This is a genomic window from Treponema peruense, from assembly GCF_016117655.1.
In the GTDB taxonomy this organism is placed as follows: domain Bacteria; phylum Spirochaetota; class Spirochaetia; order Treponematales; family Treponemataceae; genus Treponema_D; species Treponema_D peruense.
The window spans coordinates 2,180,723-2,194,769 of the sequence record NZ_CP064936.1 but is presented as its reverse complement, the minus strand read 5'-3'; the positions used below and the strand labels follow the sequence as shown (position 1 = coordinate 2,194,769).

Sequence of the window (14,047 nt, the reverse complement as noted above, 5' to 3'; positions counted from 1 at the left end):
AATAAGGTGCAGGATTCTGCTGTTGCGGAACCGCGTTTTATATTGAAAAGTTTTTTTTGATTTGATACTCTTTAAAAGACAGACAGAATATTCAGGATAAAAACTGAGTTCTGCCTGTCTTGATTTTTTTTACGGAGGCTATTATGGATTTAAAAGTAATGAACAAAATCAGTTACGGACTTTTTATTCTTACAGCAAGGGACGGAACTAAAGACAACGGCTGTGTTATCAATACGGCCATGCAGGTTACTGCAAACCCCAACAGAATTGCAATTGCCGTTAATAAGTCCAACTACACTCATGATATGATTTTAAAGACAGGTGAATTCAATATTTCAATTCTTGATGAAAGCGCAAAATTCGGAACGTTCAAAAACTTCGGATTCAAAAGCGGCCGTGATTCAGACAAAATGGTTGAAATAAAATATAACCGTTCAGAAAACGGAATCACTTATCTTACCGATGAATGCAATGCTTATGTTTCTGCAAAAGTCTGTTCAACAGTAGATTTGGGAAGCCACACTTTGTTTATCGCAGACGTAACTGACGGACAGATACTTTCTTCAAATCCTTCTGCAACATACGCTTTCTATCATTCGAATATAAAACCTGCAGCATCTTCGGCTCCCAAAAAAGGATTTATCTGTACAATATGCGGTTACATTTACGAAGGTGACACGCTTCCCGACGATTTTATATGCCCGATCTGCAAACATCCTGCATCGGACTTTAAGCCCTTGTAGCGTTAAAATTTTCTCCGGTAAGATTCAGAAGCTCTGCGTCAGTCAGATTTCTGTATTCACCGGGGAAAAGATTTTTGTCCAGTTCAAGTGTGCCGGTTGAAACTCTTTTCAAATAAGTGACAGTATTTTTTTGTGCACAAAACATTCGTTTTACCTGGTGGAATTTGCCTTCGCTTATTGTAAGTAGACAGGAGTTTTTGGTTTTCCATTCAAGAAAAGCCGGTTTTGAAACAAATGCACTTTCGTTCTTTTCCTGCGGAATAAAAATTCCTTTCTGAAAATTATTCTTGTATTCCATTTGCTTCTCTTCATTGCATTCATTTTTGAGTTCAACAAAGTAAGTTTTGTTGACATGAAATTTAGGGTCGGTGAGTCTGTATGAAAAATCACCGTTTGTTGTAAGAATAAGAAGTCCTTCGGTGTCCATATCAAGTCGCCCGACAGAATGCAGTTTTTGAAATTCTTCTTCGTTGAATTCATTTTTATTCAAATCATCATAAACGGTTGGTATACTTTCACTTTTTTTTGTGCAAAGAGTTCCTGCCCGTTTGTTCATTACAATGTATTTCTCGCAAAAAAGATCCAGCGGTTTTTTATCCAGCGTGAATGTATCATGTTCCGGACTTGCCATAAAACCGGTGTCAAAAATCTGTTGTCCGTTAACTTCAAGGCAATGTGTCTGCAAAAGCCTGCGGACTCTTCTGAATGTAGATATTTTGTTTCTGACAAGAATTTTATCCAGCCGTTCAAGAAATACATTGTCTTTTATTTCATTCATCTGGCTGAGCCTGTAATCTGTTCAAGGGTAAGGAGATCGTTTTTTAATATTGAACTTGCGGGATTTTGGGAAAGCCCTTCCAAAAGAATTTTTCTTGCCTGTTCATAATCTTTTTTGTTTGCACTTTCTGCAAAATTATTGTGAACGGAAATTGCATGATTTTTAAGCGCCTGTTCAGAGAGGTTTTTAATAATACTGCTTTGCGGAAATATTTTCAGATTTTCACGGGCAATTTGGGCGGCGTTAATATAGCGGCCGTTTTTCTGTTCGTCATTTACTTTTATCTGAACATAATATTCGTAAAGAGATTGTATTGTTTTTTGTATTTTAGGATTTTGAATTTGTGCGGTGTTTTCTGAAAGTTTGTTTTTCAGATAAACCAGTGCTTCATCTGCCGCAAGCGGTTTTGTTTCTTCATTCAATTCTGTTGCAATAACCATATGTTCAATTTCATTTATATTTGCTGATGTTAAATAAGATTTTCTGCTTTCCAGAATAAGTGCGGCTGTTTTGTACTGTCCTTTGTTGCAAAGTTCCGCAGCAGTGTTGTATGCAATATCATTGTATGTTTTCAAAAGTGATGCGTTGTACCCGCGCTTTTCAAACACCGTGTCCAGCCAGTCAAGTGCATTCCGGGACTGTCCGCTGCGTGAAAGCAATGCTGCATAATTTGAACAGAGAAGATAAAGGTCGTCATGGGCGGCATTCTGTTCCTGGTCAGAAGCGCCGTTTAAAAAATCTGCTCTTTTGCATGCAAGCGGAACAGCTTTTGTAAAATTATTTTTGTCATTGTAAGTGCTGCACAGATTTTTTGCAATCAGGCTTACAAACATTCTATCACCGGCTTCTTTTCTTGCCCTGTAATATCTTGCAGGAACAACGGCATATTTAGCAGAATTGTTTGCTGACGGCAGCTGTTTTTTTGTTCCGGGATTAAAACCGTATGGATTCGTTGTTTCTACATCTATTGTTTTATTTTCTGTTTTTAGTGTACAGAAAGCATGGTTCGGCGTAATCTGCCCTGTTGTGTTAAGATTTGCGGCTTTTGCAAGCGCCATAAAAATTACGCTTGCAGAAACACAGTTGTATGTTCCGTTCAGAAAGGCGGCCTGCATTGTTGTTTCGTTGCGCTTGTACTGGTTCAATATATTTTCATACATGAGCAGAAGAATTTGTTCACCAAGTTTTTCTTCTGAACTTTCTGTTTCTGCCAGTTTCATAACCCGAGTTTTTATAGAATTGTATTTTTCAAGAATCTGTTTTTCTTCTTCGGGACTGCATTCTGAAAATTCCATTGCAGAGTGAATTAGTTCTGTGTCTGAAAGATTTTTTGTTTGTAAATTTGAATTTGTTTCTGAAAGGGTTTTATCAAGTGACGGGTAAGTTAATTTTGAATTTATATTCTGCTTTTGTGAATAGAGCAGAGAAGCTCCCAAAAGCAGAATTAAAATCTTTGCAAAATTAATTTTACCCGTCATTCTTTTTACAGCAGATCCTGCTTTGTGAAAGAAAGAAGTGCAGCTCCGTCCTTTGAATAGAGTGTGAGTGTTTTTCCGGTCAGTGAATAATTTTTAACCTTCACCAAATTGTCCAGAAATAATTTTTCTGTCTCCATTTCTTCTGGGCTTCCTGCCATCATTGTAATCTGTCCCTGACCGAATTTAATTGAATGGCTTTTGTTGTCCACCGTGTAGGGAAAATTAATTATATTGATTCCGGTATTGCCGTTCACTTCACCATTGTCTGTAAAACTGAGCATTGCATCTGATTCTACAGAAACAAGTGCGTTGCCTGTATTTATTGCATTTATTTTCCATGAGGTTCCTTCGAGCGTCATTTTTCTAAAGCGTGCAGTAGAATCTTTGCTGGCAATTTCAAGAACTTCTGTTCCTTCTTCTGCAAAAGTTTTCCACGATTCTGCGCTTGTCAGGAAAGCAAGGTATTCGTTTTCGAATTCCATTGCTGCTTTGGGTCCCATCATTTTTGTAGAAATGAAATTTGCGGCAGGTGAAACGGCTGTTCCGTTTACGGTAAATTTTCCGCCAAAGTCGTTTACACCGGAAAATCCTGTTACGGAATATTCACCTTTTTTCTCTTCTTCCACTGTTAATGTAGAAACGGCAATCTGTCTTGTAACCCCAGACTTTTCAAAGTGAATCAGTTCCCAGTCGCCAGTCGGCTGTACAGTTTCTTTTGCAACATTTTTTGTACTTGCGCAGGAAAAAATAAGTGCGCATCCTGCTGTTGCAAGAAGAATAGAAGCGATTTTTTTCATAACTTGTACCCCCTGTTATTTATGCAAAAAATTATTTTCCGCAGATTTTTGTCTGACACTCGCGGTAAAGTGCAGCTGTCTTTTCTACAATTTCGGCAGGAATACTTTTTATGTTTGCATCACCGGCAAGATTGTTTTCCTTAAGCCAGTCGCGTACAAACTGTTTGTCGTAACTTTTTGGTGATGTTCCGACTTTGTATTCTGCCAGATTCCAGAAACGGCTTGAGTCAGGAGTAAGAACTTCATCACCCAAAACCAGTTCTCCGTTTTCATCAAGACCGAATTCAAATTTTGTATCGGCAATAATAATTCCATTTTTGTAAGCGTGTTCGTAACACTTCTTGTAAATTGCAATTGCAGTTTTTTCGATTTTTGATCCGAGTTCTTCACCAAGATCGTTTTTCATATATTCAATTGTAACATTTATATCGTGGCCTTCTGCAGCTTTTGTAGAAGGAGTAACAATCGGCTCGTCGAGTTTTTCTGCCTGCTGGTATTCTTTGTCAAACTTATGGCCCAAAAAGTTTTCACCTTTTTTATAAGCATCGTACATGCTTCCGAACATGTAGCCGCGGACGATTACTTCGTAAGGAATCATCTTGAGTTTTTTTACGAGAATTGTGCGGCCTTCATATTCGGGCTTCTGGAATTCAGTCGGCATGTCCTTAAGGTCAGATGAAATCATGTGGTTTTTTACAATGTCTTTTGTGTAGTCAAACCAGAAATTTGACAGCGCGTTAAGAACCTTTCCCTTGCCGGTAATCATTGTAGGAAGAATAACGTCAAATGCCGAAATTCTGTCTGTAGTAACAATTACCATGCGTCCGTCTTCCAAATCGTAAACTTCGCGGACTTTTCCGCTTATGATTTTTTTCATGATGTCTCCAATCAGTCTAGTTGTTGTAAGTTAATTTAAAATATACAGTTTTGGCGCATTATTTTCAACACTACTGGATTTTGAATGTCCCGGTGAATAAAACCGCCTGAATGCAGTCAAAATACTGTTTATATAGAAGAAAATTGATAATAAACGGCATATGTTCGCGGTTTGTATAATAATGCCTTAAAATTTGACCTTTCAAAAACTCCATGCTAGCATAGTAGTTGTGCAGATTTAATTTCATTTTTTAAAAGGACGTTGTATGGTACTTAAAAAAATTGCCTTTAAAAGCATAAAGACAAAACTTCTTGCAACAATTCTGGCAATTGTTGTTGTTTCAAACCTTGCTTTGGGAATCGTAACCAGAAATGTTGCCGAAACTTCTTTGAACGAATCTGTAGATTCTGTTTTGACGACAGTTGCTTCAAGAATCGCAATCCAGATTGATGAAATAAATGCACGCGAAATTCGTATGCTTACAACACTTGCCACGCTTGAATACATGAGGGATACTTCTGTTCCCATAAAAGAACGAATTGAATTCATGTCGTCGACAGCAACAAATATTGATAAAAATTATATTACCGTTTCCATGTTTGATGAAGAAGGGTGGACTTACGGTTCCAAAGGAAACCGCATGAGTGTTTCTTCTACACAAATGTACAGGGATGTTATGCGCGGAAAAAAACACATCGGAAACCCTGTTTATACCGACGGCGATATTGTTATGTATTATGCTGTTCCGATTTTTGACAAAAATCTCCAGCCCGCAGGCGCCGTCTATGCCATGGTAAAAGGAACGCGCATGTCAGATATCTGTCGCGGAATTCTGGTCGGTCATAATTCGCATCCTGTTATTGTAAATATGGACACAGGCCTTGTTGTCGGGCACGAAAATCTTGACAGGATAAAAGACGGAATGAATATAAAAACTTCTGCTGTCGGGGATATGAAGAACATTGTAAACAGTCTTTGCGAAGGTGAAAGCAGTGTATACGTTTACCGCGACCCCGAGACAGGAAGAAAAATGACCTGTGCGTTCCAGCCGGTGGGTTCAACCTGCAGATGGGCTGTTTTTTGTGCCGCACCTTATTCTGATTATTTCAGATCGCTCCAGCATATGTCATTTGTAATGGTTCTTACAATTATTGTTTCCATTCTGATTGCTTCTGTTCTCTGTATTGTTGTAGTAACCATGACAATAAAGCATCTGAACGTAGTCAAAAATTCCATTGCCGAAATAGCAAGCGGAAATGCTGATCTTACAAAAAGAATTGCCCAGACTTCAAAAGATGAAATAGGTGAAGTCGTAGCCGGATTCAACAGTTTTACAGACAAACTTCATGTCATTATTTCAAAAGTAAAGAATTCAAAAAATACACTTGGCTCTGCTGGAACAAGGCTTACTGAAAGTATTGACGACACCGCCGCCGCCATTCAGCAGATTATTGCAAACATCGCCGGGGTTCATGAAGATATGAACAGTCAGTTTGCTAGTGTAGAAATGACGGCTTCCTCTGTAACTGAATCTTCTAACAAGATAGACGCTCTTGAAAAAATGATCGAGACTCAGGCTGCCGGTGTTGCAGAAGCCTCTGCTGCAGTAGAAGAAATGATAGGAAACATTGCTTCTGTAAACAATTCTATGGACAAGATGGCAGAGTCGTTTACAGAACTTACGCAGAGTGTTTCAGAAGGAACAAATCTTCAGAACGATGTTAACGAACGCATACACCAGATAGAAAAACAGAGTATCATGCTTCAGTCTGCAAACAAGGCAATTGCTTCCATTGCATCACAGACAAACCTTCTTGCAATGAATGCCGCAATAGAAGCAGCACATGCAGGAGATGCCGGACGCGGATTCTCTGTCGTTGCAGACGAAATCAGAAAACTTTCCGAAACTTCTTCTGCCCAGTCGCGTACAATCGGCCAGCAGCTTAAAGAGATTCTTGAAACAATTCACAGCATGGTTGTGGCATCGTCACGTTCAGGAGAAGCATTCAATAAAGTTACAGAGCGCATCGGTGATACTGACGAACTTGTCCAACAGATTAACGGGGCAATGCAGGAACAGAATGAAGGTTCACGCCAGATAAATTCCGCGCTGCAGTCAATGAACGATACTACAGTATACGTGCGACGTTCTTCTGAGGAACTTTCAGAAAGCAACAGGACAGTTCTTTCACAGATGGAAAATCTCAGAAATGTTACCGACAAGATGATTTCAAGAATGGATGAAATGAATACAGGTGCGAGAAAAATCGGGGAAACCGAAAATGCGCTCAAGAAAATTTCTGTCCAGATGGAAGAGTCTATTTCTGAAATCGGTTCGCAGATAGACGAATTCAGTATATAAAAAAAAACGGCTGTCCAAAAGGGCAGCCATTGTAATTCAAAATAATTCAGTTTAGCGCCTGCTTGTAATCCAGCCGATGAGTGCAATAATCCATCCTGCGATGATAATGTAGAAACCTGCGCCAAAACCTGAACCCGAAATCTTTGCCGCAAACTTTACAATATCTTTTCCAAGTGAAGACATGTTAAAGAAAATGTAAAGGCCGCCTGCTACAGAAACGATAAGTGAAACAAGCTTTGCAATTTTCTGAGACTTTCCCAGGTTAACGAAAGAAAGGATAATTCCTGCAACAGCTCCTGCGAGGGTGATTATTGACCCTACTTTTACAAGACCTTTGCCGCTTCCTGTGATAATTGAAAATGCTGAATTACCGTTTGCGTTTCCACCGAAATGTGATGTAAGCGGAAGAAAGAAACCCACTGCAGTGACAAGCATTCCGATTAAGAAAAGATAGTCCATGATATTTACCTTCTTTTTTGCCATACAATACTCCTGAAAATTGAATTTATAACTATTATATCACTAAATTCTGAAATAACACATAATTTTTTTGTTTTGTATGACTTTTATTCCGAACAATGATACAATTCAACCTATGCTCAGTAATATCCGCAAAAATTATAAGTATACAATCAGAGCCTGCTATCTTGGATATGTAACACAGGCTGTCGTAAACAATTTTGTTCCGCTTTTATTCCTTACACTTGCTTCTGACTTTAGTCTTTCCCTTTCTGAAATTACTTTTATTACAACTATAAATTTTTCGGTTCAGCTTCTGGTAGATTTATTGTCTGTTAAATTTATAGATAAAATCGGTTACAGATTAAGCATGGTCCTGGCAAATCTGTTTTGTTTTGCCGGACTTTCAGGCCTTTCTTTTTTACCGCAAATTCTTGGCGGCTACACGGGAATAATTGTTTCTGTAATTTTATATGCAGTCGGCGGCGGAATTCTTGAAGTTCTTGTAAGTCCCATTGTTGAATCCTGTCCTACTGAAAATAAAGCAACGGTAATGAGCATGCTGCATTCTTTTTACTGCTGGGGACATGTCTTTGTAGTTTTGGCCTCAGCTTTATTTTTCAAATCAGCCGGAATCCAAAACTGGCCTTTGATGGCTGTTATCTGGTCTTTGATGCCGGCCGCGAATGCAGTTTTGTTTCTTCTGGTTCCGATTTATCCTGTTGTTTCAGAAGGAACAGAAAAGGTTCCGTTAAAAAAACTTTTGTCTGACAAATATTTTTATCTTATTGCGGTTATAATGATTTGCGCAGGAGCTTCGGAACAGGCCGTTTCGCAGTGGGCTTCGGCTTTTGCAGAGTCAGCTCTTGGCGTTTCAAAGCTGCTGGGCGATCTTGCAGGTCCGTGTGCTTTTGCTTTTTTTATGGGAGTGTCGCGTTTTATTTACGGAAAGTACGGTACCAGGTTGCCTCTTGAAAAAACGATGCTTCTTTGTTCTGTTATGTGCATAGTCTGCTATCTTGTTATTGCGCTGTCGGCTGTTCCTGCTACAGCTCTTGTTGCGTGTGCTCTTACAGGGTTTGCTGTCGGAATCTTCTGGCCGGGAACATTCAGCATTGCTGCAAAAAGAATACCCGGCGGCGGAACGGCAATGTATGCGCTTCTGGCTCTTGCAGGCGACACCGGCTGTTCTTCGGGACCAACTCTTGTAGGGCTTGCGGCAGGTCTTATGGGCGGCAAACTTTCTTTCGGAATAGGTCTTGCAATTCTTTTCCCTTTTATGATATTATTAGGTATTGTCATTATTAATGGCACTAAAAAAAACGGGTGATAGAGCAGTTGGTTAGCTTACTTGTCTGGGGGGCAAGTGGTCGCGGATTCGAGTTCCGCTCACCCGAATAATTTTTTGGATATTGAAAAGAATATTCCAAAAGGTATTGACGTTTTTTTTATGATTCATTAAGATGAAGTCATAAGCATCAAAGGCGATGCGAACAAGGCAATAATATGCAGTTGTTCGCATCGCCTTTTTTATTTATGGAATAATATTCCAGCAGGAGGATTTATGCCCAACGTACCGGAACTTTTTGGCAGTATGGTTTTTAACCAGAAAGTTATGAAGGAAAGATTGCCTAAAGAAACTTTTAAGGCCCTTAAAAAAACACTTGATGATGGCGAACCGCTCAATCTTGATGTAGCCAATCAGGTTGCACATGCCATGAAAGAATGGGCAATAGAGAAGGGAGCTACACATTTTACACACTGGTTCCAGCCTCTTACAGGAATTACTGCTGAAAAGCACGACAGTTTTATTACTCCGCAGAGTGACGGTACTGTCATAATGTCTTTCAGCGGAAAAGAACTTGTAAAGGGAGAACCTGATGCATCTTCATTCCCGTCAGGAGGACGCCGCGCCACATTTGAAGCACGAGGATACACTGTCTGGGATCCTACAGCATATCCTTTCGTAAAGGAGCATACTCTTTGTATTCCTACAGCTTTCTGTTCATACACAGGTGAAGCTTTGGATAAAAAGACTCCACTCCTGCGCTCAATGGAAGCACTCAACAAGCAGGCTCTACGCATCCTTAAACTGTTTGGCAATACATCAACAACACATGTTTCTACAACAGTTGGACCTGAGCAGGAATATTTCATTGTTGATGAAAAACTCTACAACCAGCGCAAAGACCTTCGCATGACAGGCCGCACGCTTTTTGGTGCAAAACCGTCAAAGGGTCAAGAAATGGACGACCAGTACTTTGCAGCACTCAAGCCAAGAATTGTTGCATACATGGAAGACCTTAACAACACTCTCTGGAAGTATGGAATTCTTTCAAAGACAGAACATAACGAAGTCGCTCCTGCACAGCACGAGATGGCACCTATTTTCTCTACAACAAACCTTTCTGCTGACCAGAACCAGCTTACAATGGAAGTAATGAAAAAGGTAGCCCGCAGACACGGACTTGTATGTCTTCTTCATGAAAAGCCTTTCGCCGGTCTTAACGGAAGCGGAAAGCATAACAACTGGTCAATGTCTACAAACGAAGGTGAAAACCTTCTTGAACCCGGTGATACACCGCGCAAGAATGCACAGTTCCTTCTTTTCCTTACAGCTGTAATAAAGGCAGTTGATGAAAATCAGGATCTTTTGCGCATTTCTGTAGCTTCTGCAGGAAATGATCACCGTCTTGGAGCAAACGAGGCACCGCCAGCTATTATCTCTATGTATCTTGGAGATGAACTCGAAGCTGTTCTCAAGTCAATCAAAGACGGAACTCCTTATGACGACAAGTCACAGCAGAAGATGTCTATCGGTGCTGATGTACTTCCTCCGATTCCAAAGGATTCTACAGACCGCAACAGAACATCACCGTTTGCGTTTACAGGAAATAAGTTTGAGTTCCGTTCATGCGGTTCTTCACTTTCTATCTCAGGTCCAAACACAACTCTTGATGCAATTGTTGCTTATACACTCAAGCAGTTTGCTGATGAACTCGAAAGTGCAAAGGACTTTGACAGTGCCCTTAACGCTCTTATCAAGCGCGAAATTACAGAACACTGGAAGATTGTATTCAACGGAAACGGATACGATTCAAGCTGGATTGCAGAGGCAGAAAAGCGCGGACTTCTTAACCTGCGTACTCTTCCTGAAGCAATGGAACGCTACCTTGATGCAAAGAACATCAAACTCTTTACAGAGATGGGCGTTTATACCGATGTAGAAATGAAGAGCCACTTTGAGATTAAGCTTGAAAAGTACACACAGATTCTTAACATCGAAGTAGAGACAATGCTCGAGATGATTAACAAGGACATTATGCCTGCCGCATTCAAGTACATGAACGCTGTAAGCAAGACTGTAATTGATCTTAAGTCTGTTGTTCCTTCGGCAAAGTGTGCTTCTGAGAGTGCTCTTCTTACAAAGCTTTCTGCTCTTGTTGATGAGCTTGCTGTTAAGGCCGAAGACCTTTCCAAAAAACATATTTCTGCAAAACAGGCTGGAGACTGCATGGCTGTTGCCAAAGAATATGTTTCTTCGGTTATTCCGGCTATGGCAGAAACACGTGCTGTTGCAGATGAGATTGAGCCTCTTATCGGAGAGGACTACAAACCGTTCCCGTCATACGAGGACCTTTTGTTCCGCATCTAAGTTAAAAAATAAAGCCTGCTGCTGATCAATGATGATTCTGCAGCGGGTTAAGAGAGAGAGTTTTAGGGACATTTTTATTTTTGCACAAAGACGTGCATAGTTTTCTTCTTCTGGTCAGAGGCGGAATTCTATGCACGTTTTTTTTATACCCAGAAAGGAGTAAATTATGGAAGAAGCTAGTAGTCTGGTTTTTGGCGTCTGGTTTTTGATAGGCGCAGCGTTGGTCTTCTGGATGCAGGCCGGTTTTGCAATGGTAGAAACGGGATTTACCCGTGCCAAGAACACCGGTAACATTCTTATGAAGAACCTGATGGACTTCTGTATTGGTACAGTAATGTTCATTCTTATTGGTTTTGGTCTGCTTCTCGGAGAAGATCTGGTTGGATTTATCGGAAAACCCGGTTTCGATATTTTTACTGCATATGAGAATTTCAACTTCTCTAGCTTTGTATTCAACCTTGTGTTCTGTGCAACTACAGCAACAATTGTTTCCGGAGCTATGGCAGAACGCACAAAGTTCCTTTCATACTGTATTTATTCAGCAGTTATTTCTGCTTTGATTTATCCGATTGAAGCACACTGGATCTGGGGTGGCGGATGGCTTTCACAGATTGGATTCCACGACTTTGCAGGTTCGTGCGCAATTCACATGGTCGGTGGTATTTCTGCTCTTATTGGTGCCAAGCTTCTTGGACCGCGTATCGGAAAATTTGACTATGACGAAAAGGGCAAAGTAACAAAAGTTCATGCCTTCCCTGGACACAACCTTCCTATCGGAGCACTCGGTGTATTTATCCTTTGGTTGGGTTGGTACGGATTCAACGGTGCTGCTGCAACTTCTGTAGAACAGCTCGGTTCAATCTTCCTTACAACAACTGTATCTCCTGCTGTAGCAACTGTTGTATGTATGATTTTTACATGGATCAAGTACGGTAAGCCTGATGTAACAATGTGTCTTAACGCTTCACTTGCAGGTCTTGTAGCAATTACAGCCCCCTGTGATGTAACAGATTGTTTTGGTGCAATTATAATTGGTACTGTTGCCGGTCTTCTTGTAGTATTCGGTGTATGGTTCCTTGACTACGTACTTCACATTGATGACCCGGTTGGTGCAGTTGCAGTTCACTGTTTTAACGGTATCTGGGGAACAATTGCAGTAGGTCTTTTTGCCACACCGACAGCTCCCGGATATGCAATTGCAAATGCTCAGGGTGTACAGCTTAAGGGACTTTTCTACGGCGGCGGATTTGAACTTCTTGGAATCCAGCTTCTTGGATTTGCAAGTGTTGCCGCATGGACAGTAGTTACAATTACAATTACATTCCTTGTAATCAAGGCCATTGTTGGACTTCGTGTTACAGCCAAGGAAGAAATCATCGGTCTTGACAAGCTTGAGCACGGTATCGATTCAGGATATGCAGGATTTGGTCTTGGATATTCAGCAGAAGAAGTTGCAGAAGCACACGAAGCAGGATTTGACCTTGCCGGCAGTAAAGATACAGTTCCTGTTCTTGTTGCACCCGATACTGTTCCTTCAAAGACAAATATTTCTGCACACAAGGTTGTTATTGTTACAAGACAGAGCAAGTTCGACCAGCTTAAGGTTGCAATGAACTCTATCGGTGTAACAGGTATGACTGTTGTAAACGTAATGGGATGCGGAATGCAGAAGGGTGCCAGCGAGTACTACCGCGGAGTTCCTATTGAAATGACACTTCTTCCGAAGGTAAAAATTGAAATCGTTGTTGCCAAGGTTCCTGTAGAAAAAGTTGTAGAGACTGCAAAGAAAGCTCTCTACACAGGACACATCGGTGACGGAAAGATCTTCGTTTACCCGGTAGAAAATGTAGTTAAGGTTCGCACAGGCGAGTCGGGATACGATGCTCTTCAGAATGAGGATGAAGCATAATTATCTGAATAGAAGGTAAAAAAGGCATCTCAAAAAATCCAGTAAACTGTTTTTTTTGAGATTGCCGTTGAGTTCTAAGTCGCTATAATATCGCGATTTAGAACATCGCATTTTAAAAGTTTTTGAATAAAGACAGAAAAAATCAGTCTTCGAAATTCAGAATATGGGCATTCATAAATTTTCCGACTGCAGTTATTGCCGGGCCCAGGGAAAGTGACATAACTATTGAACCGATGAGAGCAGGTTGGAAACCTGTACCTGAAATCATGGCTGCTGCAAAACCTATTGCAACTGTGGTCAGATCATAGCACATTCTTACGGCAAAAAACGGAACTTTTTTTATTTTAAGACTCAGAATTTTTGCAACTGCGTCAAAGGGAGAAAGCCCCATCTGAGCATTCATGTAAATGGAAGCAACTACAACAAATCCTGCAATTGCCGGAATAAAAACAAGTACGTGAACTGCTGTTCCTGATGACTGTATAAATTCGTGAAGACTTGTTTTATTCCATATAAAGCAGCAGAAATCTGCCGTGTATCCTATCAGAACCATGTTTGCTATAGTTCCGAACCCTATCAGATTCCATGCAAAAACCGCCGTTATAACCAGAAGAATTGCGTTAAGAAGAAGTTGCCAGTTTCCCAGCGTCCAGCCTAGAAGTGAGGCTATGTTCAGATTCATGTAGCTGAACGGATCAGACCCCCATCCAATTTCAATAAGAAATGAAAGGAAAATTCCCATAAGAATAATTGCAGAAAGCATTATTGCAAGCTTTTTCTTGAAGTGAGGAACAAAAAAATTGTTGAAATTCAGTTTCATAGAAAAAATTATATAAGAAAAAAATCGTAAATTCAATTTGAGAATTAAACAGAAATTCTATAAAAATTCAGTTTCAACTTGCGATTGAGTTCAATTCGAGCGCGAAAGCACACATGAAAATACGTCCGTTTTTTACAAACAACGCGGCTTTTTCATATACACTAAAGTT

11 protein-coding genes and 1 tRNA gene are annotated in these 14,047 nt (G+C 40.3%); 6 read left to right on the top strand and 6 right to left on the bottom strand.

Translation table 11 applies throughout. The features are described from left to right. Positions 1-143 precede the first annotated feature (143 nt). Entirely contained in the window at positions 144-743 is a 600-nt protein-coding gene (locus IWA51_RS10060; RefSeq protein WP_177528237.1) for a flavin reductase, read from the top strand. Here the strand turns inward: IWA51_RS10060 and IWA51_RS10055 are convergent. From IWA51_RS10055 to IWA51_RS10040, 4 genes are read right to left on the bottom strand one after another with little or no spacing between them, the layout of a single operon-like run. Then, positions 730-1,521, bottom strand: coding sequence for a pseudouridine synthase (locus IWA51_RS10055; protein WP_198442318.1), 792 nt, complete (start codon positions 1,519-1,521; stop codon positions 730-732). The two genes, IWA51_RS10060 and IWA51_RS10055, sit on opposite strands and share 14 nt — an antisense overlap. Further along, entirely contained in the window at positions 1,518-2,999 is a 1,482-nt protein-coding gene (locus IWA51_RS10050; RefSeq protein ID WP_198442317.1) for a hypothetical protein, read from the bottom strand. The genes IWA51_RS10055 and IWA51_RS10050 overlap by 4 nt, the downstream gene beginning before the upstream one ends. A 5-nt stretch (positions 3,000-3,004) precedes the next feature. Further along, a complete protein-coding gene (locus IWA51_RS10045) occupies positions 3,005-3,796 on the bottom strand; it encodes an META domain-containing protein (protein ID WP_198442316.1) in 792 nt (263 codons plus the stop codon). 31 nt (positions 3,797-3,827) lie between these two features. Next, positions 3,828-4,673 carry a phosphoribosylaminoimidazolesuccinocarboxamide synthase gene (locus IWA51_RS10040; protein WP_198442315.1) on the bottom strand — a complete coding sequence of 282 codons (846 nt, stop codon included), beginning with the start codon at positions 4,671-4,673 and terminating at the stop codon, positions 3,828-3,830. A gap of 265 nt (positions 4,674-4,938) precedes the next feature. Between IWA51_RS10040 and IWA51_RS10035 the strand changes: the two genes are divergently transcribed. After that, the gene (locus IWA51_RS10035; protein ID WP_198442314.1) at positions 4,939-7,035 is read left to right on the top strand and encodes a methyl-accepting chemotaxis protein; all 2,097 of its coding nucleotides are present in this window, start codon (positions 4,939-4,941) and stop codon (positions 7,033-7,035) included. A 51-nt stretch (positions 7,036-7,086) separates the two neighbouring features. Here the strand turns inward: IWA51_RS10035 and IWA51_RS10030 are convergent, their stop codons facing one another. Then, positions 7,087-7,518 (bottom strand): hypothetical protein, encoded by a 432-nt coding sequence (locus IWA51_RS10030; RefSeq protein ID WP_198442313.1) that lies wholly within the window; start codon positions 7,516-7,518, stop codon positions 7,087-7,089. A gap of 112 nt (positions 7,519-7,630) precedes the next feature. Between IWA51_RS10030 and IWA51_RS10025 the strand changes: the two genes are divergently transcribed. The 4 genes from IWA51_RS10025 (at position 7,631) to IWA51_RS12705 (ending at position 13,058) form a co-directional block, all read left to right on the top strand. After that, positions 7,631-8,824, top strand: a complete 1,194-nt coding sequence (locus IWA51_RS10025) for an MFS transporter (RefSeq protein WP_230402649.1) — start codon at positions 7,631-7,633, stop codon at positions 8,822-8,824. Further along, positions 8,818-8,891: transfer RNA gene (locus tag IWA51_RS10020), tRNA-Pro, on the top strand. Before IWA51_RS10025 ends, IWA51_RS10020 begins: the two co-directional genes overlap by 7 nt. A gap of 167 nt (positions 8,892-9,058) precedes the next feature. After that, positions 9,059-11,149 (top strand): glutamine synthetase III family protein, encoded by a 2,091-nt coding sequence (locus IWA51_RS10015; RefSeq protein ID WP_198442312.1) that lies wholly within the window; start codon positions 9,059-9,061, stop codon positions 11,147-11,149. 166 nt (positions 11,150-11,315) lie between these two features. Then, positions 11,316-13,058, top strand: coding sequence for an ammonium transporter (locus tag IWA51_RS12705; protein WP_198442311.1), 1,743 nt, complete (start codon positions 11,316-11,318; stop codon positions 13,056-13,058). Between the two features lie 142 nt (positions 13,059-13,200). Here the strand turns inward: IWA51_RS12705 and IWA51_RS10005 are convergent, their stop codons facing one another. Then, positions 13,201-13,878 (bottom strand): YczE/YyaS/YitT family protein, encoded by a 678-nt coding sequence (locus IWA51_RS10005; RefSeq protein WP_198442310.1) that lies wholly within the window; start codon positions 13,876-13,878, stop codon positions 13,201-13,203. Positions 13,879-14,047 lie beyond the last annotated feature (169 nt).